A 25,322-nucleotide genomic window follows, 5' to 3' on the forward strand; every position below is an offset into this window, starting at 1 on the left:
CCGACAGCGCCGTAGCGCTTCGATCAGGGCGTATCCCACATGATGATGATCTGCCCGTCGCCGGCGCGATAGCCCTGCGTGTGCACGACATCGCTCGCGAAGCCGCTGTTCGTGTAGCTCGAGCCGCCACCGCCACCGTTCCAGACGCCACCACCGCCGCCGTAGTAGCCGCCGCCGCCGCCGCCGCTTCGCCCGGCGTTCGCTCCGGCGCCGCCCAGCGCGAGCGAGCCCGGGGTGCCGTTGCCGTAACCCGGATACGTGCCGCCCGCTCCGCCGGCGCTCTGGGTCCCGCCTTTGCCATTGTCGTTCGGGTTCGCTGCGCCGGCGGTGGGGGCATCGCCTCCGACGAGACCTCCACCGACGCCGCCGATGAGGACCGGACCATCTTGGCCCGTGCCGCCACCGCCGCCGGCGACGATGACCCGATTCACGATGGCGTTCCCGCCGATGCGAATGTCGGAGGCTCCGCCGCCGCCCGTGGCAACGAACGTACCGTTCGCGTAGCCGTTGCCGCCGCCGTTGTAGCCGCCAGCGTTCGTCGTCGTCGTCGTGCCGCCGACGTACACGTTGAGCACCTGTCCCCCTGTGACGCTCATCGTGGCCTCGACGCGACCACCGAAGGCCGATTTGCCCCCGCTGGTGCCGCCCGCCGCGCCCTGGACGTCGACGCTGAGCGTCGTGACCGTCGCCGGCACCGTGAAGGTCTGCGGCGCACCGGTGTACGCAAACGTCATGGCCCAAACGCAGTTGACCGAGACGTCGGAGACGCCGCTGTTGGTGAGCGTGCCGCTGCCCGACGTCACCGTGCAGACTTGGTTGGTCGGCTGCGTCTTCACCGTGATTTCGTAGCTCGTACCGCTCGCATTCGTCGGGAACGAGAACGTCGTCTCGCCGGCGTGCACGGTCACGTCGGCTGTTCCATTGGTGAGGACGAGGTCGCTCGCCTGCTTCGCGACGGTACCGCTGATGGCGTACGTGTTCGTCGTGCAGCTCACGTGGGTCGAAGCATCGTTGCCGCCGATCGTTCCGGTCGCCGTCGGCGCGTCGACCGAGCACGTCTGCCAGGGATTCGTGGGCTGCGTCGTCACTGACACCGTGTAGCTCGAGCCGCTCGCCAGGCTGCCGAGCGAGAACGACGTCGCGCCGCCGGCCGGCGAGGTGGTGCTCGAGCTGTTCGCGAGCACGAGGCCCGAGCCAGAGAGCCCCGAGATCGTACCGCCGAGCGCGTAGCTGTTCGTCGTGCAGCTCACCGCCACATCGGTCACCGCCGCTCCCGCCATCGTGCCCGTCGCCGTCGAGGGATCGACGGTGCAGGTCTGCCAGGGATTCGTGGGCTGCGACTTCACCGCGACCGAGTAATGCGCGCCGCGCAACACGAGGCTAGGGAAGGCGAAGGTGCTCGCGTTGACGGAGAGGTCCGCCTCGCCGTTGTCGGTCAGCACGAGGCCCGATCCCGCGAGACCCGAGACGGTGCCGCCGACGGTGAAGGCGACCGTCGTGCAATTGACGACGACGCTGCTCACGTCGCCGGCGCCCACCGTGCCGCTGCCGCCGGTGACTTCGCACTGCTGCGCCTTCGGCTGCGTCTTCACCTGCACGCCGAAGCTCGCGCCGCTGGCGATCTTCGTCGGGAACGAGAAGGAGCCATTCGCGTCGATCGAGAGCTCGTCGCCCGCGTCGTCGGCGAGGACGATGGTGCCGACGAGACCGGCGACGCTGCCGCCGAGCGTGTAGCTGTTCGTCGAGCAGACGACGTCGACGTTCGAGACGTTCGCACCGGCGATGGTGCCGTGGTCGTTGCCGACGACGCATGTCTGGCTCGGCGACGTGGGCTGATGCGCGACGACGACGTTGTAGGACGAGCCGTCCTCGCGCGTCGAGGGCATCGCGAACGTGCCGTTGCCACTGACTGCGACGCGCTCGGTGCCTTCTGTGAGCACGAAGCCCGTGCCCTCGAGGCCGCTCACCTTTCCGGAGAGCGTGAACGTGTCCGTCGTGCAGTTGACCGTGATGCTCGTCACGTCACCTTCGCCCACCGTGCCGCTGCCGCCGGCGATACTGCAGGCTTGCATCGGTGACGACGGCTGCTTTTTCACCGCGACCGAGAACGCGCTGCCCTTCGGGAGTTTCGTCGCGAAGGTGAACGAGCCCGAGGACGAGACCGCGAGCTCCTCGCCGGCGGCTGTCGCGAGGGTGAGCCCGGACCCCTTGAGCCCGACGACCTTGCCTCCGAGTCGATACTCGCTCGCTGCGATGGCGCCGGGCTCGCTCGGTGCCGGCTGCGGTGCCGCTTGCTGCGTCGCTTGCGGTGCCGTGGAGCTGCAGGCAACGGTGAGGAGCGATGTGCTCAGAACGAAGAGCGACAGGGCCGGCAGGACGTTTCTCATGGCGAGAGTAACGGCCGATGCCCCGCGCTCTTAACGGCGGATTTCGACCGCGCGTTCAGCGATTCCGCGAACACCCCTTTTGCGACCAACCCGAGCGGCGAGGAATGAACGGCAGCTACTCGGGCGCGATGCACGACGCGAGGTCGAAGATCATGAACTCGAGCAGTTTCTCCTGCGGCGTCATCGCGCCCGGTTGGCACGCGGCGGGGAAGGTGCCGCTGCCCGGGAAGTTCTCGACGTGGAAGTCTTGGAACGCGACGCGGCCGCACTGTTGCGCCGCCGGCGTGCCTACGGGCGTGTTGAACGTGAAGTGCACAGGCAGCGACCCGTACGTGGAATCGTTGATGCGGATCCACGGCCGTGAGGGGGGATTGACGGATTGCACGTCACTGCGCAGTTCGTAGAGCGGGATTTGACCGAGCGTCGTCGACGCGCCCACGATCTGGAGCCACTGCGCCAGCGCCAGGCCCTTGGGGAAGCTCGTGTCGATGTAGCCCGTCTGCGTGCTCTCGAGGATATTCTTCTCGACATCCCACTGCGCCGTGCCGCTGAAGGGCGCGACGTTGTAGAGCCACACGTAGCTGTAGTGCGAGGCAAAGACGCGCCCGCCGGCGTTGGCGTAGTTGATGATGTTTTGCTTGCGCGCCGTCGTCTGGTCGTAAGGCGATCCCTGACAAGGAAAGAACACCATGTCGTAACTGGCCAGCGTCGACGGACTGTCCACGAGCGTTGTTTGCGTCGGCGTGCCGGGGCCGGCGTTCGCGCCCGGGCTGCCGCTGCCGGTGTAGAGGTGGACGCGGCCGCCATTCGAGGGCGTGGTCACCTCGGCATCGTCGATACCAATCTTGCGCATGACGCACTCGAGTGAGTCCAGCGAGCCCGTCGCGAAGGCCATGCGCGGGATGTCTCCCTCGCTCTTGTTCTTCGGCATATGCGTCGAGGCCGCCGACACGATCGTGTTCTGGCAGGCGGCGACGGTGGGCATGACGATCTGCCGGCGCCAGCGACCGATCTGGATCACGAGCGGGATGTTCGTTCCGACCGGCACGTCCTCGAGCGTGAACGAGCCGTCCACCGCGGTGACCGTGCTGACGAGCGGCGAGCCCGTGGCCTGCGCGCCGCAAGTGTCGCACGAGATCGTGGTCGGCAACGGGTCGACCGGCGCGTTGGGCACGTAAACCAGCGCGTTGAACAGCGGATCGACGCCGTTGGGCGCGTAGACCTTGCCGCTCACGGTGGTGGTGCCACCGTTGGGGCAGTCGACCTGCTTGAGGCAGAGGTTGGTGCAGCTCGACGGGACGCTGCATACGTTGGGCGTGACACTTCCGCACGTCTGGGGCCGGACACAACCAGCGCCGCAATCGAGCTGTCCACCGCAGCCGTCGCTGACGGAGCCACAGTCGAAGCCGAGGTTCGCGCACGTCGTCGGCGTGCACCCGCACACGCTGGGCGTGCCGCCGCCGCCGCAGGTGTCGGGCGCCGTGCAGCTGCCGCAATCGAGCCGTCCTCCGCAGCCGTCATCGATCGAACCGCAATTCGCGCCCTGCTGCTGGCAGGTCGTCGCGGTCGAGCACGCGCCACTGTCGTCGCTTCCAGCATCGACGTCGCTTCCAGCATCGACGTCGCTTCCAGCATCGGAGCCGGCATTCTCGCCCACCGGGGGCGCCCCCGCTTCAGCTTCATGGTCGACACTGTCGAGGTTGTCAGGCGTGTTCGCGGTACATGAAACCGCCATACCAGCTGCCGCCGCCACGAAGAGAAGCAGCGTGCCCAATTGTCGCATGCGTGCGTCGTTAGGCTATGCGCGAAACGAATGCAACGACCGCCAAGTGCGATGCCGGCACGACCGATGTAGGGACGTGCCGGCACATGATGGTGTCCGACGGAAGTGACGCGTTATCTCGGTCCCATCTCGGTAATCGTGTGGTCGCTTCGAGAAACAGACACTCAACGACCTGAGACTCGAGGCAATTGAACTGAGCAAAATCGACGTCGCATAAGCGCCTGTTCCAAATTGGCGGAGAGGCGATGCCCTCGATGCTCAGCCAGTCGATTCGAGGTCCGTGTGTTCTCGATTCAGCGCGGGTCGCCCTCGGGGTGACCGCACGAATACGACGGCGGCGGCCGGAATTTGCCCGGCGTCATCGTAAACGTCGCGCCCATCTCCGTCGTCTCGTCACCGTAGTGGCCAACGACGTGGAGCTCGCCGGTATAGGTGCCCGGTGAGGTCTCCGTCATCGTGAACGATGTCGCCGGGCCATGAATCGGCTCGACCCAGGACCAACTCTTCGCGTCGGGAGCGGTCGTGAGCCACGAGACCTGGACGATGCCCGAAGGCTGGTTGTTCTGAATGACGCCGCGGATATCCAGCGCTTCGAGATCGTCACCCTCGGTTCGACGCGCCACGAGCATGAAGGACCGCCCGTCGACGCCGGGCTCGTAGACGGCATAGCCGCCATTGCCCGGGACCGTCCACGACGTTGCGACGCCGCCGAGATCGAGCGAGACGGTGGCCGTGCCCAGGCCGGAGGCCGCCGGTGGATAGGTGTTTACGTCCTGCATCAGTCCGAACGTGCCGAGGCCGATCGTCTCGAGCGAGAGAACGTCGTCCTTGAGGCAGCCCTCGTGCTCACCCCATTCCTTTTCAACGGGAAGCCAACGCGCAAGGACGGGGCCGCGCGCTTTCGTCGTGTCACGCGTGAGGCCGATCTTGGCAGGCAGTTCGAGCGCAATGTCGTCCGGTGTGAAGCGGAAAACGGGGCCGCTCAGTTCGTGGTCGAACCACGGGGCTGCCGGTGCCGCGACGACGGCAATCCCCACCGGCGAGCCTGCTTCGAGTGCGCCTTCCGGCACTTCGAGGGTGGCGCCGCAAAGGCTGAGTGTCGCCCCACCATCGCCGACGGTCGTCTTGACCTCGTCTCCGGGACCACACGGAACGAACGCGTCGGCTGCGTCGCTCGCATCACCCGCATCGGCGAGTGGCTCTGCCGACCCGCTGTCGAGGACCTCCGCACCGGCATCGACGTCGTTGACCGCCTTGACGGTCGCCTCATCGTCGCCGCACGCGACGACCAGGAGAGCGGAGCATGCGAGCCCACCCAGTGCCCACTGCAATACCCGCCCCAAATAGAGATCTCTCATTCACCACCGTCCGACAAAAAGTTAGGTGAAGGCAGAGCGCCTTCGCCATGGATGGTGGGAGATCGGCGATTGCTCAAAAAATCTGTCTCGCTCCGGTCGTTCTCGGCGCGGACGATGTAGGACGTTGCGAATCTCCTCGATCCGCCCGACGGTTGAGCCTGCCTGCGCCGTCGCTAAAAAAAGCGAACGCTACGTAAGATCTCCGGCCGCCGACACCTGGACGTGCATGACCCGTTCGACCGCTCCTCTGGATACGGACCGCCGTTTCTTCGATGCGCTCCTTGCCGCCGACGTGCGCGCGCTCGAGGTGCTCCTGACCGACGACTTCGTCCTCGTCGACGTGATGCGCGGAGGCGAGGTCCCACGCGCAGCACTCCTCGATGCACTCCGCTCCGGCACGTTTCACTTCGACGCCATCGAGCTCGTCGAGTCGCGCGCGCGAACGTACAGCGATGCAGCCATCGTCGTCGGTCGCACGAACATGCGCGGCCGCGCGGGCGATAGCGCGTGGTCCGTCGCGAGCCGCTACACGCACGTCTTCGTCGTCATCGACGGAGCCTGGCACCTCGCTTCTGCGCAAGGCACGTCGATCGTCGACTAGTCTGGCGACCACTTGCATGGACCGTGAATTTCGGGGCCCACGATGGGCGAGGGCCCCGAAATCCACGGTCCTTTGCACAAGTCTGTCGCGATCTCCGTTTGACTTTTCAATCAGCGCAACCGAGTTGCGCTGTAACGCAATCTCGAAGCTTCAGAGAGCGGCCAGAAATCCGGTGAACAAGACGACGAAGCCGCCGATCTCGCCGAGCATCAGGAGCGCCATGAAGCTGAGCATTGCGCCGGCCGGGAGCGTACGGCGTCCGAGGCGGTGCGGCCGCTGGAGTTGATTGTCCGTGTCGCGAAGCGCGCCATGCACGATGTATCCGAGCACCGCGGCGGCGAAGAAGAAGATGGCGACGCCCGAGGCTGCGAGGTTGACCCCGTTCGTCCAGGCGCTCCGCTTGCTGAGCTCGCCGAGCAGCATGCACGCGAACGCATAGAGGAGGGAAGCGCGGTGCGCGGTATCTACGTAGAAGGGCGCTTTTGCGTCGGCGCTCCGCGCGATGCACGCGTACTTCCACGCGCCTGTGAGGAGCCCGACGAGGAAGAAGGCGCCCGCGCCGACGAGGCAGAAGTCGGACGCGGTCATGGCCGCTCCTGAAGACTGTCGACTATCATTGGTGCAGCATGCGCCCGAGCGACGACGCACGCTTTCAAGAATCGACTGAAGCAGGGATCCGTCTGATTGTCGGCGATCAACGGCTGGCGCTTGCTGGACGTTCCCCCGAGGTCCGTCGTCACCGTCACGCCGCACCGGCGGTGATCGTCGGCGTGGACCACCCGCTCAGGCTGATCGCGGACCGTGGCCGGGTTCATGAGACTCGTGCCTCTTTGATTGCCCCTGGCTTCGCGCACGCGGTCGATTCGCGCGGCGGGCGGATCGCGGTCTTCCTCCTGCCGGCGTACGCGCTCACGGGGCATTGGGCAGAGGTTCGCGGCCTCTCGGCGACGGGCTCCTGGGTCGAGCTTGCCGAGGCCGTCGCTCACCAGCAGCTCGACGGCTTCGATCCGGTCGATCGCCTCCTCGCACACGAGCAGGTTGGCACGCGCCCCGTCGACGAGCGCTTGCAGCTCGCGATCGGCGCGCTTGCCGGAGCCCTGGACGAGAACGTGTCGATGGCGGAGATCGCCTCTGTCGCACGGCTCTCGCCGTCACGCTTGATGGCTCTTGCGCGAGAGCAACTCGGAACCTCGCTTCGACCTTATCGCCGCTGGCTCCGCGCGTTCGAAGTCGCGCGTGCGTATGCCAGCGGGGCGTCGCTCACCGAAGCGGCCCTCGCCGCGGGATTCGCCTCGTCCGCCCACCTGTCGATCGCTGCGCGCGAGCAGTTCGGCATCCGGCCATCCGACGTTCTTGCGCCGCAGCATCGCGCGCTCATTCGGACGCTCTGAGCCGATGGGCACTTCATTGCGGTGGGAGCGCCACGATGAAGCTCGCACCGTGCCCCGGCTCGCTCTCCACGCGCACGCTACCCCGGTGGGAAAGAACGACCTCGCGAACGATGTAGAGGCCTAGACCGAGGCCGCCGTAGTTCCGCGCCGAGCACGCGCGTTCGAAGCGCGCGCCGATCCGCGTTTGATCTTCCTTGGCGATGCCGATGCCATGGTCGCGCACGACGAGCTGTGCTTCGCCGCCTCCTTCGGTGGTCTCGACCTCGATGTCGATCGGCTTTCCTGCGCCGAACTTCATCGCGTTGGTGACCAGGTTTCCGACGAGCTGTTCGAGCATCGCGCGGTCCCACGATCCCTGAACGGGGTGATCGGCACGAAGGTGGACTTCGCATCCAAGACTTTTGCACATCGGCGCGTAGCCCTCGAGCATGTCGCGGACGAGCCGTGACAAGTCGAGCTCCTCCCGCTGCGGGCGGAACGTGCCCGCGCCGATCCTCGACACGTCGAGCAGGTTCCTCGAAAGGCGTTCGAGACTCTCGATGCTGTCGAGCGATCGTTCGGCGGCCGCCAGCACGGCATCGCGTTTCGGCAATGCTTCTTTGGGAATGCTTTCCACGAGGCGTTTCAGAATCTGATTCTGTATTTTGATCGGCGTGAGCGGCGTTCGGAGCTCGTGCGACGCGACCATGAGGAATTCCTCGCGAAGCTGGACCGCTCGCTGCGTCTGTTGGAAGAGGTGAGCATTCTCGATGGCGATGGCCGCTCGGTCGGCGATTTCACGAATCAGCGAGAGATGCGCAGGGCCATAGCGATGCTCCGGTGACGCCGAACCGAGCGTGATGGCGCCGAGCATTCGACCTCTCAGGACGAGAGGGACCGCGACGAGCGAGCGCGTCCCGAGACCGACGATGAGCTTCGCATGCTCGTCGTTCGTGCAGCGGGTGCGGAGGATCTCGTCGGTGAGCTCGGGCAGCAGCAGGACCTCTCCCGTCCGCATGACTTCGGCCGCGGGCGCTGTCGATTCGAGCTTGCACGGGTACTTTCGACACAGCTCCTCGAGCAGGACGTGCTTCGCTGGATCGGTGTGTTCTCCCACGAGTCGTCGGACTCGGTCGCCTTCCTTGACGTCGATGACGCACCAGTCCGCAAGCTCGCTCACGATGAGACGTGCGAGTCGCCTCATGACCTCCTCGTAGTCCAGTGACTCGGTGAGCAGCTTGCTCGCCTTCGCCAGAAACGCCGCGCGCTGCTCCGCGTCCTCGGCGAGCGTCCGAGCCGCCCGCTCCCGCTCGAGCAGCATGGCATTCTGCAAGGCGATCGCCGCTTGCGCGGCGAGAAGCTCCAAGAGCTCCACCCGATCCGAGGAGAACACCCCCGCCGCCCGGTCATTCTCGATGTAGAGAACGCCCGTGAGCTCTCCACCGTGGAGGATCGGTAGACCCGAGACGGAACGCGGTCGCGCGGCTCGTACGTAGGGGGCGTTGGTGAACATGCCTTCACGCGCGGCGTCTCGGAGGACGACCGGCGTATGCGTGCGCCACACGTATTGCACGAGGACGACGGGCAGCTTGGTCGACTCCTCGAGCGGCTCGTCGAAGAGCATCGGCGCCTCGCCACCGGCCGTGATCGACGCGACGATCCTCGCGTTGCCGTCCCTGGACAGCACCACGACGCCCCGCTGCGCACCAGCGCTCTCGAGAACGACGCGCAGCAGACGATCCAAGAGCCTGTCGAGCACGATCTCCCCCGAGATCGCCTGGCAAGCCTTGAGCACCGAAGCCAAATCGAGGGCGCTGCTGGTCGTACGGCTGGACGCTCGTGGCGCGACCACCTCAGGATGGGAAGACTCGAGCGCAAGATGCTTGTGGCGAGCTCCCCACGCGCGGAAGCCGAGCACGGCTTGGCGCTGATAGTGGCGAGCGAACTCGGGTTTGCCCTGCGCCATCCAGAAACGCCCTGCGAGCTCGTTGCCAATCGCGCGGTTCTGAACGAAGCCGCCGGCCTCTGCTGCACTGATCGCTCGATCGTAGAGCGTCATTGCACGTCCGGCGTCGCCGTCGAGACGAGCCAGCTCGGCGTCGATCAAGAGCACCTGGTGCAGGAAGTTCGCCGGGCAATGCTCCGCCCAGATCCGCATGCTTTGCTGGTTTTTCTCCATCGACGCGCGCATCACGCTGCGCTCGGCTGCGTCAGCTCCGTTCGAAATGTCGGCAAGAACGAGCGAGTGAAGGAAGCGATGCTCGGCCTCCGTGAGCACGCCTTTGAGGACGCCGAGAAGCGGGGCTGCGGCCTCGAGGCTCCGAAGAGCGCCGGTGGAATCTCCGTGGAGATACAGCGCGAGAGCTTTTGCCGTCTCGTAGAAGCAAATCGCCGACAGGCTGTGGTTGTCGCGGCACGTACCAAGGTAGTCCGCCTCGGTGAGCTCTTCGATATCGAACGATCGCGCGTCGCCTGTCGCGCCCACGAGATTGCTCATCACCAGCAGCGCGCCGAGCAGGCTGTCGGTCGCGACGTTCTGCTCGTTCTTTCGCGTGAAGGAGAGATATTCCCGCACGTCGGAGAGGAGCTGGCCGAGCTCCTCTCCGCGATGGAATCGATTGGCCGTCCTCCCGTAGAAGAGGATGTAGCCGACGAACTGGAGCTCGCCCGATGCCATACCCGCGCGTCGACCTCGCTCGTCGAAGACGTCGGCAGCCACGACGTGCTCGACCCAGTGATTGAGGAACATGCTCAAAATGAGGCAGACTTTGCATTCGAGGCTTTCGTCGCCGTACTTGCCGGCGAGATCGAGGCCGAGCAATCCGAACTCGTATCCCATCTCGTAGCGCCCGAGATTTGCCGCCAACGTGTTGCCGAAGCTCGCATATCCTTTCGCGGATTCGGGCGCGTTGCCGAACTGCATGGACAAGTTGGTCATCCGCGCGAGCACCCAGCAGTAGAGCCGGTAGTGGTTCGCGAAATAGATCGCGGTGTGGACGGTCATCAGGACCTTCATCGCCACCACGATCCGCGGGTCGCCCATCGAGGGTAGGTCGATGAGCGATCGCACGCTCCTTCCCTCGAGCCTTCGGTCGACTTCCTCGAGCTCTGCGTCGAGGGCGCTCTGCAGCGCTTCCTCTGTCGGAAACTGAATCCCCAAGACCGCGAGTGCCTTTGCGGCGGAATCCATCGCTTCTTCGTTCTCGCCGAGCACGGTCTGGTGCGTGACGAGCTGCGCGTAGGCCTCCGCGCGATCGAGGTCCCGCGCGTGCGCCAAGATCGTTTCCAGCATCTCGCGTGAGCGGCGATGGTTTCCGTTCAAATATTCGAGCTCGGCACGTTCATTGTGGAGTGCGAGCGTCAGCGCGTACTGGTCGGTCCAGTCGCCGCCGAACACGTCCATACCATTCTTGGCGAAACGAAGCGCCGCGCCGTACGCGGTTGCCCGCCTTGCTTTCCGTGCCGCTTCGAGATTCAAGCGGGCGATCTCGAGTCTCTCGTCGAGACGCTGCACGAGAGCGCGCCCTGCGTTCAAATGGTCGACGATCTCGAAGAGCATTTCCGGACGATTCGGAGCGAGCGACTGAGCGAGGAGCAAGCGCCCGATTCTCAGGTGAAGCCCCGGCCTCTTCGCGGCGTCGATCATCGAGTACGAGGCCTGTTGCACACGGTCGTGCAAGAATCGGTATTGAGCGAAGACAGGGGGCCCGGCGACATCCTGATGATCGGGCATCGAAAGCGCAGACACGGGAAAGATGAGTCCCTCGCGGACGGCTGGCAGTAAGTCTGCGTCGGTCTCGGCCGTCGACCGCTGGTGGATGAGCCCGAGCGTGACGAGGTCGAAGCGATTCCCCAAACACGCCGCGAGCTCGAGTGCGTCGACAGTCCTTCGCGGAAGACTTCGGAGCCTGCCCAGCATCAACTCCGCGACGTTGTCGGTGATGTTCGCCTGCTCGATGCTGGCCATTTCCCAGCGCCATCGGGGCAACTCGCCATGCGCCCCCCCGCGAAAGGCCAGGAGCCCTTCCTGATGCAACATGTCGAGAAATTGGCCGACGAAAAACGGATTGCCCGCAGTCTTGTGCTCGACGAGCGAAGCAAGAGGCATGGCGGTGTTGGCGTCGCAGTGCAGCGTGTCGCCGATCAGCTCGGCAAGGTGCTCGACCTGCAGCGGAGCCAGGGAAACCTCCCGCAACGGAGCTCCGCGCTTTCGCAGGTCGTTGCGTGTCGCGAGAAGCGGGTGTCCCGCGCCGACCTCGTTGTCGCGATACGATCCGACCAGCAGGAGGTGCTGCGTGTCGTCGTCGTTCACCAGGACTTCGAGTAGCTTGAGTGTCGCGCCGTCCGCCCACTGGAGATCGTCGAGGAAGACGACGAGCGGGTGTTCGGGACGGTAAAAGACACGAAGGAAGCTCTTGAACGTCAGGTGGAAGCGATTCTGCGCTTCGGGAGGTGACAGCTCGGCGACTCGACGCTGAGGCCCGATGATGAGCTCGATTTCGGGAATCACGTCGGCGACGACGCCTCCGTTCGGCCCCAAGGCCTCGGCGAGCCGTTCGCGCCAGCCTTTCAGACTCGACTCACTCTCTCCCAAGAGCTGTCTCACGAGCTCCTGGAGCCCTTGAGCGAGGGCGCTGTAGGGGATGTTCTTTCGAAGCTGGTCGAACTTGCCGGACACGAAGAGGCCTCGCCCGGCAGTGAGCGGCTTGAACAGCTCCTGCACGAGGCGTGTCTTGCCGATGCCCGAGTAGCCGGCGACGAGAACGAGCTCACGCCCGCCGCTGCGCGCGACCTCGAACGCGTCCAAGAGTTGTGTCAGCTCGCGTTCGCGCCCGTAGAGCTTCTGCGAAATGCGGAGCTGGCGAGGAACGTCGTGCATCCCCAACGGAAACGGCTCCACGCGGTCGTGCGCGTGAAGATCGTCGAGGCATCGCTCCAGATCGGCCTTGATGCCCCACGCGCTTTGGTAACGTTCCTCCGGCGCCTTGGCGAGAAGCTTGGCCACGATGGCGCCGACCGGCGCCGGGATGCGAGGGTCGAGCTCATCGAGACGTGCCGGAATGCGCGTCAGGTGCTGGTGAACGAGCGACAGCGCGTCTTCACCGACGAACGGCACCTTTCCCGTAAGAAGCTCGTAAAGCGTGACACCGAACGAGTAGTAATCGGTTCTGCAGTCGATGAGCCGGTTCATTCGGCCGGTCTGCTCGGGGGAGACGTACGCGAGCGTCCCCTCGATGACGTCCGGACTGACCATGCGTGCCCGCTCGCGGGTCAATATCGAGGCGATATCGAAGTCGATGATCTGCAGGCGGCGGGTCCTCGGGACGAGGACGATGTTCGACGGATGGATGTCCTTGTGGATGACGTCGGCAGCGTGGATTTCGCAGATGCCGTCCGCGATCGCGACCGCGAGCTCGAGCAGCTCGCAAAGCTGAAAGCGGAGGCTCGGCATCAACTGGCTCAACGTGATCGCCCCGATGTCTTCGAACGCGATGACCGGTCGATGCTGGACGACGTCGAACTGAAAGGCTCGCACGACGTGCTCGCGCTCGAGGCGGCTCGTGATTTCGTACTCGCGCCTGTAGCGAGCAAATTCCTCCGAGCGCGGCTCTTCTGACTTGAGGACCTTCAGGATCGTCGGCCGGTCCGTATGAAGTTGCCGCGCTCGATAAACGACCGTCCGCTGACTCTCATAGACCTTTTCGCCGAGCTCGAATCCCGGAATGGGCGCCATGAGGCCCGCCTTCTCCCACGCTACAGCGCAACTCAGTTGCGCTGATTGAACAGTCAAACAAGTTCGCGACAGACTTGTGCAAAGGACCGTGGATTTCGGGGCCCTCGCCGTCGTGGGCCCCGAAATCCACGGTCCGTGCAAGTGGTCGCCGCAGTACTTCGACGTAGACGTGGTCAGGGCAAGTTTCGTGCGACAAGACGTGCTTTCAAGCGCCGCTTGTCGTGATGGCGCGGAGGACCTGCCGGCATGGCTCGTGAATTGCGTGGTGCAGCAAACGCCATGGCCGAGCAGGAGAAAGGAAGCGAGCCGTTCAAAGCCCTGATCCTCATTGCCGACGACGATCCCGATCTCGTGATGGTCATGGACGAGGCACTCGCGTACCGAGGGTACAGGACAGTCACGGCGAACAACGGACTGGAAGCGCTCGACCGCATTCGGGCGGAGGTGCCGCAGCTCGTCCTTCTCGACATGAAGATGCCAGTGATGGACGGCTGGGAGTTCGCAAAAGCGCTGCGCGAAGAACACGGGCGCAAGATTCCGATCGTCGTGATTACTGCGAAGGAAGACCTGCAGCTTCGCGCGGACGAGCTCGGCGCCGAAGGCGACCTCGGCAAGCCGTTCGACACGACGCAGCTATACGAGGTGGTCGAAGACATGCTGGGGTTAGCGAGCCCGCCCAACGGCGCAGCGCCTCGCTCCGCGTCTCCCGTCCCTCAGAGAGGCTGACGCGCGATGAGCGAGGCGCGCCATATCTACGACATCGGCATTGTCGGCAACTGCGCGTACGTCGCGCACGTCGACGCGAGGGCCCGTGTCGTCTGGATGTGTCTTCCCCGATTCGACAGCAGCTGCGTCTTCGGCCACCTGCTCGATCGCGAACGCGGTGGGGAGTTCTCGATCGCGAGCGACGAGGAAAGAGTGCAGAGCGCTCGGCAGGAGTATGTTTGGAATACGAACGTACTCGTTACGACGATCGAGACGGCGGACGGAGCCTTTCGTGTCACGGACTGCGCGCCGCGATTTCGCCAGTTCGGTCGCTCGTTCAAGCCGCTCATGCTCGTGCGAAAGGTCGAGCCGATTGCAGGCACCCCTCGCGTCCGCATCGTGTGCCGCCCGCGGGGCGACTATGGGCGCGTTCTACCGAACACATACATTCAGAGCAATCACCTCCGCTACGACCTCGACGGGGAGATCGTGCGGCTCAATACGAACGTACCTCTCAGCTACATCGCCGGCGAGCGAAGCTTCGTCCTCAGTGAGAAGAAATACCTGATCCTCACGTGGGGGGCCCCGCTCGAGCGCGCGCTGGAGGACACGGCCGAAGAGTACGTCCGCCGGACCGTTCAATACTGGCAGAAATGGGTCGAACGCTGCGCTATCGGACGCTTCTACCAGCAGGAGGTCATTCGATCGGCGCTCGTGCTGAAGCTCCACCAGTTCGAGGATACGGGCGCCATCATCGCGTCCGCCACGACGAGCCTGCCGGAGCATCCCGAGAGCGGCCGCAACTGGGACTACCGCTATTGCTGGCTACGCGATGCCCACTTCACGCTCACGGCGTTGAATCGAATCGGACAGTTCGAGGAGATGAAGCGCTTCGCGCAATTCATCGAGAACATCGCCGCGTCGGCAACGCAAAGTCGATATCCGCCAGTCGTTCGCATCGATGGCGATTTCGAGCTTCCCGAGGCGATCGTCCCAATGAAGGGATACGACGGAAGCAACACGGTCCGCATCGGAAACGCCGCGGCCACCCAGGTGCAGAACGACAGTTACGGGCAGATCATCTATGCGCTGCTGATGCTCTACGTCGACGAGCGCTTTCCAAGCGAACCCCGGTCGGCATCGAAGCGCCTCATCGCGACGCTGCTGGGCATCATCGAAAGCTGCCTCGACCAGCCCGACGCGAGTCTGTGGGAGTTCCGCGAGCTCACCCGACGGCATTGTTACACGTCGCTCTGCCACTGGGTGGGCGCCAAGTCGGCGCAGAAGATCGCGCGTGCGCTCGACGACCGCGAGATGCGTCGCGCAGCAACGCGTTTGACGGCGCGCTCCGAGCGGCTCATCGAGGCTTGCTACGACGCCAGTGTCGGCGCGTACATGCAAGAGCCTGGGAGCAAGTACGTCGACGCGAGTGCGCTTCAGTTGATCATTCTGAACTACCTCGACACGCGTTCGGAGCGAGCCGCGCGCCATCTCGTGGCGCTGGAGGAGAGGCTCATGGCGGGCGGTGGCCTCCTGCATCGATACACGCACGCCGACGACTTCGGAGCTCCGGCGTCTGCGTTTCTCGTGTGCTCGTTCTGGTACGTCGAGGCTCTCGCCGCGATGGGGCGCATCGAAGATGCTCTGCGCGAGCTCGATATCCTTCTCCGCTATTCGAACGGACTCGGCCTCTTCAGCGAGGACGTCGACCCGAAGACCGGCGGGCAATGGGGGAACTTTCCACAGACGTACAGCCACGTCGGTCTCATCAACGCCGTGCTCCGGATCACGAGCAAGATCGATTATCCGGAGTTTTACTGACTTGTCGATGGCGTGTGCAGCGGGCCCGTCGTGCGCGAGCACCTGCTTTCCCTTCTTACCGGATATCCGCGATACCAAACGAAGGGGCCGGTGAGATTCCGCCCGTGCACGCACATGTCGATTGGGTGGAGGTGTTGATCCTTATACGACCAACAGCGCCGCCGCTGCCGCCGTTGCTCGTGTTGACCCAACCACCGGTACACCCCGAAATCTCGCTTCCGACCACGCCCGCCTCGGCATTCCTGACCGCAGCGCTGCCAGCGCCGCCGGAACCGCCAGTCGTATATCCAAAGAGTTGGCACCCGTGGCCATTGTTGCCGGGACCGCCCGGGGCTGGGCTTTTGCCAGGAGCGCCATCGGCGCCGGGTCCCCCCGAGGCTCGCTGCCCCGAGGCGCTGTTGGAGCCTCCTCCTCCTCCTCCGCCGCCGTTGGCCGAAATCGATCCCAAGACCGCTACCGCCGGTGCTTCGACGAGAATGCCCCCGCCACTGCCGCCTCCTGCACCGTTGGCCGCTGGTCCCGCTCCGCCGCCGCCACCGTTCGCCGCTAGAACCCCGGCGGAACCGAGCTCGATTTGCTCGCCCGCCGACAGCTGCAGCGCGCCGCCCCCTCCGCCACCTTGCGACGTGGGGCCGTCGTTCGTGGATTGCCCGTCCATTCCACCGAGCAGGGGCACGAGCGAATCGGTTCCGTAGACGAAGGCTGCTCCCGGACCACCGCCGACGACACCGAAACTTCCACCGGCGGCAATCATGGTCGAACTGGTGACAAGATCGGTATACATCCTGCTCGCTCCGGCGCCGGATTTGTCGGCCTTTGCGGAGACGTCGATCTTGCCGTCGATGCGGAGCGTTCTGGCTGCGAAAATGGCAAGTGCCCGCGAGCCAGTCACGGACAGTGTTCCAATGACGGTCAGCGCCGTGACGCGGCACACGCACGCGTCGATGCCGTCGGCTGGAGCGCTCACGGGGACGCAGTCACCGATGGCCGACGTCGACGAGCAGTCCGCCGAAGTATCGAACGTCGCGTCCCCGATCGTGCGAGCGATCCCGTTGTCGACGAGCTGGCCGAACGTGGCGCCGTTCGACGGAACGAGTCCATGGAAGTCCGTAGCGACGTCCTGCTGCGACCCGTCGACCGGCGCCGACGCGTCGATTGTCGGCGACGAGGGACCGCCATCTCCTTCGTCGCCGAGGTCAGCCGAACCATCGGTGCCGGCAGCGTCCGGACGCGCGAGAGTGTATTCCCAGTCTTCACCGACGAGGGGGCCGCATCCGGTGCACAGCATGACGAACACGAGAAGTGAGCAACGCATGCGATGTTGACGCAGCAACCGCCGCGAGGTCGCAAAGCTCTGACCTATGCCGACCGCGCGCGCAACGAGCAGGGGCACGTCGGATGCTCTGTCACAAGTTGCGCCACGAGCGCGCGCCGAAGCCCCTGCTGACCGCTGCGGGGCGGGCGAGGGGAGGAGCTTCCCGCGCTCGTCAGACTCACCGCTGCAGCTGGTTTCGTGAATTCGCAACATCGGATTCTCCTTTGAGCCCTCGGGAGCGAGGTCCCCCTCGTTGAAGTCGCGCGGCATCGGAGAATCAGTTGCAGCCGGCCACGACCATGCCGGTACACGGCAGGGAGGACGGCTGCTCGCTGCAGGCCGTGTCTGCTGCGTACACGATGACGTAGGCGCCCCGCAGGATATGGGTGTCGTAGGTGATCCGCCCGCTGGGCGGGAAGGAAGCCGTCGTTGCGGTGCCGTGCGCTTTCCCGACGAACGAGAGAGCTCCGCGATCCGTCGTACTCGTGGGTACGTCGGTACCCCGGAGCGTCACGCGTCCATTTACCCTCGCCGAAGCGATATCGATGTCGAGTGCGCCGCTGTTCGTCAGCGAGACGGACCCTCGGAGTGTTCCTGCGTTGCAGGGCATCGGCATGGCCGCGTCGTCGCAGGCTGCGCCTCCATATCCGACGTCGTAGGTCCCCGACAGAAGGCGAGTCGTGTACGTCGCGTCCGGTAGGATGTCGACGAAGACGGCGGAAGCGCTTGGCTCCCCTCGCTGGCTCGGGTCGTTCGGGTCTATCGGTTGACTCGGCTTGCTCGCTGGCGGGGCGAACGTGATGCTCGCAGTTGCGTCGACCGGGAGCGATCCGCCGTTGAGCGTCACCTTGCCCTCGATGGTCACCACCGGAAGATCGATATCGAGGGCCCCGCCTCCGTGAGACAGCGAGACCGTCCTGAGTTTGCCGCCGTTGCAGGGCAAGGATCCATTCGTGGTGCAACTCGAAGGCGCGAAGCCTACGTCGTAATTGCCAACCACGAGAATCGCCGAGTACGTGCCATTCGGCAGAATCGAAATGTTCGCTTCCCCTCCTGTCGTGGTGAACGAAAGAGCCGCGCTCTCGCTCGCGAGAATGGGGGCGCCGTTGACCGTCACCTTGCCGTTGACGCTGGCGGTTTTTACGTCGACGTCGAGGGTACCGTCGTTCGAGATCGGGACGCTCGGAAGGACGATGCCCCCGCTACGGGGAAGGGGCGAGCCCGAGGGGGCGTTTGGAACGCCGGAGTAGCCGATCGCATACGTTCCAGGGAGAAGCGCGAGGGCGTAGTTGCCGTCGGTCCCGATCGAGGCGGACGCGCCGTCCCAGAGGTTCTTCGCTGCTGTCTTTGCCGGGGAGGACGAAAAAGTGACCGAGCCACCACGCGTCGTACCGCTCATCTTCGTGCCGTCGAGCGAGACGCTGCCGCGAGCGACGACCATCGGCACATCGACGTCGAGCACGCCCGATTTCGTGAGGTTCACGCCGGGGTTGATGACTCCGCTGTTGCACGGCATGAACGTGTCGCATGCGGGCCCGGCGTGTGCGTATCCAACATCGTACGTCCCTGGAAAAAGGCGCGCCTGGTACTTCTGCGTGGGCGCTGGAATCGTCACGGCCGACGCACCGGATGTCTCCGAGAATGTGAGGATGGGGCCGAAGGGAGGGAAAGCGTGGCCCTCGAGGGTGATCTTGCCCTCGACGAGCACGGTCGTCAGATCGAGGTCGAAGACGCCGTCGGCCGTGAGCACAACGCCCTTCTGGAGGACGCGCGCGTTGCACGGCCAAGCGCCGGGAGTCCCTCCGTTCATGCAGCCGTGCGTATCCGGTTCGTAGCCGATGTCGTAGGTCCCTGGGGCCAGCGTGGCTTCGTACTGGTCGTCGGCCTTGATCGGTGCGCTCGTCCGTCCGCTGGCCCCGTTGGCCGCGCTGGCCGTAAAGGTGATCCGCCCCGCATGCGTGGCGTCCGCTTTTGCACCATCGACGGTCACGCGCCCGCCGACGTGAACGGCCTGGAGGTCGACGTCATACGTCCCATCACTCTCGAAGTCGACGCCCTTGCAGGTCGCGTAGGGATCCGCATCGCCGCTGGCATCTGGAGTGCCATCGCCGAGCGCCGCGCCGCCGTCTCCATCGCTCGTGCCATCGGCGGCGTTGTTGACCGCGCCGCTCGAGCACGCGGCGACGATGGTCATCGCGACCATCGAGCTTCCACCAAAGAACGTCGAGAGAAGCTTCTTCATCGACTTTGAGTACGAGGTCGTTCGCCATAAACTTCCTCACGTCGCCCCGCGACCGCGGGAAGGAATTCGATGCGCGCCCGTAACTCACGACATGCATCTCAAGAACGCCTTCTCTGCGCTCGTCCTCGCGGCCGCGGGCATCGTCGCCTGTTCATCTGGCACTCCGAGTGCCAGTGGTGCATCGGGAGGCTCCTTGCCGGCGGGCGGTGAGGACGAGACGGCGCGAGACGGAGGGGCATCCGACCCTTCTTCGCCGCAAGAGGGCGCTGGGAAGTGCGCGAATGACTGCGGGCCGAACCAAGTCTGCTCCGACGGTGCGTGCGTGGACCTTCCCAAGACTTGTCCGTGCCCGGTCGAGTCCTACTGCGACCTCGCGACGAATTCGTGCAAAGTCGGATGCACGAAGCACGAGGAATGCAGCAAGGGCCGCTTCTGCGACGTTGCCGCTCGCATCTGCAAGGACGGATGCCGCTCGGCGGACGACTGCGCGAAGCCGGAGAACGGCGTCGCCGCATGCAACGAGGGAACGTGCTCCGTGACTTGCGATGCCAAGTTTCATGCGTGCGGTGACGCATGCAAGTCCGATAGGGACACGACCGCCTGCGGAGCCTCGTGCACGGTGTGTCCGACGCCGGCGAACGCGACGGTGTCTTGCTACAAGGACGCGTGCGAGATTGACTGCAACACGGGCTCCCACAAATGCGGCGCGGCTTGCGCCTTGGACACGGCGCCCGAGACCTGCGGTTCGTCGTGCACGCCCTGTCCGACGGTCACGCACGGCAAACCGACCTGCGACGGTACGAAATGCGGAATTCAGTGCGACGCGGGCTTCGCCTTGAACGGAGCGACTTGCGTCGAGGACTGCGCGACCACCGGATGTGGCAACTTCGAATGGTGTGATCCGGTCTCTCGTCTCTGCAAAGCGGGCTGCGAACACCACAGCGAGTGCGCGTCCACCAAGTTCTGCAAGCTCTCGACGCACACCTGCGAGGACACGACGAGCAACAATGGAGGCTGTGGCGTGGGCTTTCGGTCGATCGGCACCTGCAGCGACGGGCGACAGATGTGCGTGAACGCGTCGTTGCCGACGGGGACGACCTTCAAGTTCAGTACGGCGTGCCCCGCTGGGTCGACGGCGCGCGGCTCGACCTACTGCAGCGGGCCAACCTACGTGTGCGTGCCCGACAATTGAACGGAGTCCCAGCCGCCCGCGCGGACGCGGACTGCCGGAGTGACGTTTGACAGTGGAGGGGCCAAGGAAGAGACATGAATAGACGTTCGATTGTCGTCCTTGGGTTGATGATCGTCGGATGCTCGAACGCGAGCCCGCCGCAGCGACCCGAGGTTCCTCCTTCGACTTGGGTATCCGTCGCCCACGGAGCGAGCGTCGACGTTGGTGTCGAGCGTGCGCTTTTCGAGCAGCCTGGGGCCGCGCACTTCTTCGTCCACGTGCGGATCACGAACAAGAGCGATGCGCCGGTCGGGGTAGATCTGCGCAACTACAACGAGGTCTTCTTCCCCAATCAATGGGGAGCTTCCGACGAGTCTCACCGGACGGTGACCGACGAGCGCCGTTTGGTCGTGTCGCCTTTGGGCGCGGAGGCGAAGGCGGCGATTGAAGCCGACTATCGTGCCGGAAAGCTGACCAACGTTCAGCCGGGGGCCTCCGTGGATTACTATCGAGACTTCAACGCTTCGAGCCGCGACGAGGTTGGTGCTCAAGCCAAAGGGGCTCGCTACGTTCTCGTGAGCCTGGATGGGCAGCTCAACGTAACGAACGGCACGAGCGCGGAGCGGGTCGTGCCCCGTCCGGAAGACGACGCTCGCGTGATGGCCATCGACGCACCCGTCGAGTGGCAGCGTGTGCCGAGCAACGCGGTCGTGATTGCGCACTAAAGGCAATGCCGTTCGGATAAACAGGCAGTCGTCAAATACCGACGGATTCCCCCGAGATTTTTCACAGGAAGGGCGGAAGGGCGGAAGTTATTGGGGCGGAGAACGGGCAAATCGCCCCTCGCCGCGTCGGCATCGGGGCATTCAATTCCCTCGCAATCGCAGTTGGGGCGCTCTACGCGGGGCGATAGTAAAACCTTCCGATCTTCCGACCTTCCTGTGAAAATTCTGCTTATCCGAACGGCATTGGCACTAAGGGAGCCGTCGTCATGCAGTCAGTCCGAGCTGCTGCTGCCGGGCCCGGTCCACGTGAAGGTCGGTCGTTCCACGATGGGGCGGTCGCCCTCCTCATGGAACCTGCCAACGACCAGTTCTGACTTCAGCTCGTCAGCTGCGATTCGATGCATCGAGCTCACCGCGAACCGGTACCCCGAATACTCATTTCCGCCCTTGAATTCGGCGACGATGGCGATCTTGTGCGGGACTCCGGGCTGGAGCGAAAGATTGAGCATCAGCGGTCGATGTGCAGCGAAGCCTGCGATGAGCTCAGCGGGCGACTGAAGCGGCACGCATTGGCGGTCGACCGTGATGCGGACGTCGGCCAGGTGGAACAGGGGACCCATGTTGTTCTCGAAGCGGACCGGAAGTGTGACGGCATCCGCGCCGCGGTAGTGTTCGAGAGCCTGCTTTGCTGCGCATTCATGGATTGGAGTCTTCGCCGGACCGGCGCATCCGAGGGCGGAGCCGACGAGTGCGAACGAAAGGAACCTGACGAGGCGCGAGCCGGACATCGTCGAACAAAGGAGCCTAGCTGCGCCCCGGATTCAAGTGGATGCGCCTAACGCGCCAGCCTGTGTTCGAGGCCGCGGAGGGGGACGAGCCGAGCGCGGCGGATGGTCACGTTCGGTCGAGAGCAACCGACAGTGACGGCAGCGCCGCCGCGCTCACCGAATCACGCTCCGGCCTGGGATTGGATCGCCTTGACGACCTGCTGTTTGACGGCCTCGAGATTGAACGAGGCGGGGGGCTGCATGGGCGGGAAGTCGATGAACGTCTGGGCGAACTTCGCCACTTCGTCTTGGACGAACACGAAGCGCCAGAACTGGTAGGCCGTCCACTGGTAGTTGTTGAGCGACCCGTTGATACCCGTTCGCTCGAAGGGGTCGAGACGAACGTTCACCAGCAGGGGCCAATCGACCGTGACGGTTCCACCGAGCCAGCCCGAGGGTTGGTCGATGAAGCGATATTTGTAGTCGCCGATCCGCACCGCGCCGAATGTCGCCTCGGCGAAGTAGTAGATCTCGTTCCTCTTGGAAGGGCCGTTGCCCGCGAGGAACGCGCGCTGATCGTAGCCATCGAGGTGGACCTTGTACCGGCGGCCCATCAGCTCCTTGCCATTCACGAGCTCCTCGACGATCTTCGGATTCCCGGCGGCGGCGACGAATGTCGGGAACCAATCGAGGCCGGACATGAGGCCGTTCTCGACCTTGCCCGCCGGAACCTTGCCCGGCCAGCGCAATACGCACGGTACGCGGAAGCCGCCCTCGAGCACGGTTCCCTTCGCCCCGGCGAACGGCGTCTGTCCGCCATCGGGCCAGGTGAAGTTCTCTGCGCCGTTGTCCGTCGTGAAGACGACAATGGTGTTGTCGGCCAAGCCCACGTCGTCCAGCTTCTTCATGATGGCGCCGACGACGTCGTCGAGCTGCGCCATGCCCGCCTCGTAGAGTGACCAGCCGTTCTCGGCCGTTCGCATGCTCTGGTATTTCTCGGACAGGTGCGTGACGATGTGCATGCGCGTCGGATTCACATAGGCAAAGAACGGCTTTCCGTCTTTTACCGATTGGTCGATGAAGCGGAACGTGTGGTCGACGATCTCGTCGTCGAACGTCTCCATCCGCTTCGAGTAGAGCGTGCCCGCATCTTCGATCTTCTGCTTACCGACCTTGCCCCAGCGCGGCTGCACGGTCGCGTCGTCGACGTCCGTTGCCCAGCAGTGGAGCACGTTGCGCGGCCCGACCTTGTCGTGCAGGTCCTTGGGGTAATTGCGATGTTCGGGGTCCTCCATCGCGTCGAGGTGGTAGAGATATCCGAAGAACTCGTCGAAACCGTGCACGGTGGGGAGGTACTCGTTCCTGTCCCCCAGATGGTTCTTGCCGAACTGACCTGTCGCGTAGCCCATCGACTTGAGAGCCGTCGCGATGGTCGGTGCCTCCTTCGGAATTCCGATCGCCGCGCCGGCCTGACCGACGGTCGTGAGGCCCGTGCGAATAGGCAATTGGCCCGTAATGAAGTTGGCACGCCCCGCCGTGCAGCTCGCCTCGGCGTAGTAGTCGGTGAAGATCATCCCTTCGCTGGCGAGACGATCGATGTTTGGCGTGCGGCCGGCCATCATTCCACGGTGATAGGCGCCGATGTTGAACCAGCCAATATCGTCTCCCATGATGAAGACGATATTCGGCGGTCGCGCGCCACCGCCGTTACCCCCACCGTTGTGCTTCTTGCTCGTCATGCCGGACCTCCAGTGTCCCAGCGGCACTGCATCCGTCGAGCCGCCTGACCGCTGCTCGGCCCACCGTGTTCTCTGCTTCTCCCGCGGACGAGCTCGCGTCGTGCACGTGATCGATGGGCACAGGCGTGACATCAAGCGGCGCGGCATGGGATGGCGCGCGAGATGCATTCGCGCGCTCGCGAGCGTTGCATTCTGTCGAAGGCGAGGCCGAGGCCGGCTCGCCTACATGAAGTCCGGAGGCCGTTCGAGGTGATTCTCGGTCCGTGCAAGTCGTCGCCGCAGTATGTTGGGCGGCCATGCGAGATCGCTCGGTGCGTGCAGGGCACTTGCGGACGCTCTTCTTCGGCCTCGTGGCAACCGTCGGTGCGTGTGGTGGCGGTGTGGAAGAGGACTCGATCCGAGCCTCCGACTTCACCACCGATGTTTGCAAAACGGACTTGCTCGAGGGGGTGACTCCGAGCGCACCGGTCGACTACCTCGAGCTGTCGAGCGTCGTCCTCGGTGGACATCCCCAGGATCCACCGAAGAGGCTCGCGCGGCGCGGAACGAAGTGCCTGACGGCGACCGACAAGGCCCGCTGCGAGACCGCGATGGCGAGCCTCGACCTCCCCAAGTCGGAGCGAGCCGACATCGTTTCCTTCGTGAAGCACTACCTCGTCTACACACGCGGAGACGAGGTCGGCGCCATCCAAACGAGCGACGAGCTTCGAGGATTCCTCGCTCCATTCGAGAACGTCAAGGACGCGGCATTGCTGCTCCGCGCGTTCAGCGCGCAAAGTCTCCACTGCTATGTCCCGAACACGCGATCGCGCGGCGACAGCTTCGAGTTTTACACCAGCACGGGGGACACTTGCGGAGGCGATGTCCTCGACAACGTCGTCCGCGTCCGACCGGACGGTGTCATGGAGGTCGTTGCCAGCGAGATCGCCGAGAAGGGCGACCCGACGTGCAGGTTCGGCCGCCGCCCTGAAGGCTACACGCCGACTCCCACACGGGCCGCGTCGATTGGCGAATATCTCGCCGTCGCCGCCGAGCTCGAAGCCGCCTCCGTGCCGGCATTCCGTCGTCTTGCGCGTGAGCTTCGCGCCCACGGAGCGCCGGCGGCTCTCGTTTCCCGCGCCGAGCTCGCGGCACGTGACGAGGTCCGGCACGCACGCGCGACCAAGCGGCTCGCCGAGCGATTCGGCGGAACGGTGACGCGGCCGATGGTCGGGAAGTTGCCGGTCCGCTCTCTTGCCGAGATCGCCGAAGAGAACGCGCGCGAAGGGTGCGTCGGAGAGACCTTCGGTGCGCTTCTCGCGACCGTGCAAGCGGCGCGTGCGACCGACCCGGAGGTGCGTCGCGAGATGGAGATCATCGCCCGCGACGAGACCGAGCACGCAGCGCTCGCGTGGGACGCTGCCGAGTGGTTCGAGCGCCTGCTCGACGACGACGCGCGCGCCCGCGTGAGGCAGGCACGCACCTCAGCCGTCGCTGAGCTCGCCGCATCACTCGATGGCGGATTCAGCTCGGCGGTCCTCGGCCTTCCCTCACCGGCGGAGATGCGCTCGCTTCTGGCGCGGCTCGAGCCGGCTCTCGTGACACTGGCCGCCTGACACGTTCGG

The 25,322-nt window shown here is 64.8% G+C and carries 16 protein-coding genes; 7 read left to right on the plus strand and 9 right to left on the minus strand.

The features are described from left to right. Positions 1-23: 23 nt before the first annotated feature. The 3 genes from AKJ09_RS26440 to AKJ09_RS26450 form a co-directional block, all read right to left on the minus strand. Positions 24-2,387 (minus strand): glycine-rich protein, encoded by a 2,364-nt coding sequence (locus AKJ09_RS26440; protein ID WP_146650425.1) that lies wholly within the window; start codon positions 2,385-2,387, stop codon positions 24-26. 115 nt (positions 2,388-2,502) lie between these two features. Then, positions 2,503-4,170: a carboxypeptidase regulatory-like domain-containing protein gene (locus AKJ09_RS26445; RefSeq protein WP_146650428.1), complete on the minus strand. Its 1,668-nt coding sequence runs from the start codon at positions 4,168-4,170 to the stop codon at positions 2,503-2,505. Positions 4,171-4,463: 293 nt separating this feature from the next. Continuing rightward, positions 4,464-5,528, minus strand: coding sequence for a hypothetical protein (locus AKJ09_RS26450; RefSeq protein WP_146650430.1), 1,065 nt, complete (start codon positions 5,526-5,528; stop codon positions 4,464-4,466). Positions 5,529-5,754: 226 nt separating this feature from the next. On the opposite strand from AKJ09_RS26450, the gene AKJ09_RS26455 reads away from it, so the two are divergent. Next, entirely contained in the window at positions 5,755-6,129 is a 375-nt protein-coding gene (locus AKJ09_RS26455; protein ID WP_146650432.1) for a nuclear transport factor 2 family protein, read from the plus strand. A gap of 150 nt (positions 6,130-6,279) precedes the next feature. On the opposite strand, the gene AKJ09_RS26460 is transcribed toward AKJ09_RS26455, so the two are convergent. Next, entirely contained in the window at positions 6,280-6,717 is a 438-nt protein-coding gene (locus AKJ09_RS26460; RefSeq protein ID WP_146650434.1) for a hypothetical protein, read from the minus strand. A gap of 242 nt (positions 6,718-6,959) precedes the next feature. On the opposite strand from AKJ09_RS26460, the gene AKJ09_RS26465 reads away from it, so the two are divergent. Next, on the plus strand, positions 6,960-7,520 hold the full coding sequence (locus AKJ09_RS26465) for a helix-turn-helix transcriptional regulator (protein WP_169927875.1): 561 nt from the start codon (positions 6,960-6,962) through the stop codon (positions 7,518-7,520). Positions 7,521-7,533: 13 nt separating this feature from the next. Here the strand turns inward: AKJ09_RS26465 and AKJ09_RS26470 are convergent, their stop codons facing one another. After that, on the minus strand, positions 7,534-13,233 hold the full coding sequence (locus tag AKJ09_RS26470; RefSeq protein ID WP_146650437.1) for a sensor histidine kinase: 5,700 nt from the start codon (positions 13,231-13,233) through the stop codon (positions 7,534-7,536). 246 nt (positions 13,234-13,479) lie between these two features. Between AKJ09_RS26470 and AKJ09_RS26475 the strand changes: the two genes are divergently transcribed. Further along, positions 13,480-13,959 carry a response regulator gene (locus tag AKJ09_RS26475; protein ID WP_240488593.1) on the plus strand — a complete coding sequence of 160 codons (480 nt, stop codon included), beginning with the start codon at positions 13,480-13,482 and terminating at the stop codon, positions 13,957-13,959. A 6-nt stretch (positions 13,960-13,965) separates the two neighbouring features. Further along, entirely contained in the window at positions 13,966-15,759 is a 1,794-nt protein-coding gene (locus AKJ09_RS26480; protein WP_146650439.1) for a glycoside hydrolase family 15 protein, read from the plus strand. Positions 15,760-15,814: 55 nt separating this feature from the next. On the opposite strand, the gene AKJ09_RS26485 is transcribed toward AKJ09_RS26480, so the two are convergent. After that, complete coding sequence (locus AKJ09_RS26485) at positions 15,815-17,074, minus strand: hypothetical protein (RefSeq protein ID WP_146650441.1); 1,260 nt, start codon at positions 17,072-17,074, stop codon at positions 15,815-15,817. Between the two features lie 277 nt (positions 17,075-17,351). Further along, a complete protein-coding gene (locus AKJ09_RS26490; protein WP_146650443.1) occupies positions 17,352-19,316 on the minus strand; it encodes a hypothetical protein in 1,965 nt (654 codons plus the stop codon). A gap of 91 nt (positions 19,317-19,407) precedes the next feature. Between AKJ09_RS26490 and AKJ09_RS26495 the strand changes: the two genes are divergently transcribed. Then, positions 19,408-20,508 (plus strand): hypothetical protein, encoded by a 1,101-nt coding sequence (locus AKJ09_RS26495; protein WP_146650445.1) that lies wholly within the window; start codon positions 19,408-19,410, stop codon positions 20,506-20,508. Between the two features lie 74 nt (positions 20,509-20,582). Then, complete coding sequence (locus AKJ09_RS26500; RefSeq protein ID WP_146650446.1) at positions 20,583-21,212, plus strand: hypothetical protein; 630 nt, start codon at positions 20,583-20,585, stop codon at positions 21,210-21,212. 272 nt (positions 21,213-21,484) lie between these two features. Here the strand turns inward: AKJ09_RS26500 and AKJ09_RS26505 are convergent, their stop codons facing one another. Next, a complete protein-coding gene (locus AKJ09_RS26505) occupies positions 21,485-22,000 on the minus strand; it encodes a hypothetical protein (RefSeq protein WP_146650448.1) in 516 nt (171 codons plus the stop codon). Positions 22,001-22,161: 161 nt separating this feature from the next. Then, entirely contained in the window at positions 22,162-23,718 is a 1,557-nt protein-coding gene (locus AKJ09_RS26510) for an arylsulfatase (RefSeq protein WP_169927876.1), read from the minus strand. Positions 23,719-24,014: 296 nt separating this feature from the next. Between AKJ09_RS26510 and AKJ09_RS26515 the strand changes: the two genes are divergently transcribed. Continuing rightward, complete coding sequence (locus tag AKJ09_RS26515) at positions 24,015-25,313, plus strand: ferritin-like domain-containing protein (protein ID WP_146650452.1); 1,299 nt, start codon at positions 24,015-24,017, stop codon at positions 25,311-25,313. Positions 25,314-25,322: the final 9 nt, after the last annotated feature.

The sequence above is a fragment of the Labilithrix luteola genome (assembly GCF_001263205.1).
Lineage (GTDB): Bacteria > Myxococcota_A > Polyangia > Polyangiales > Polyangiaceae > Labilithrix > Labilithrix luteola.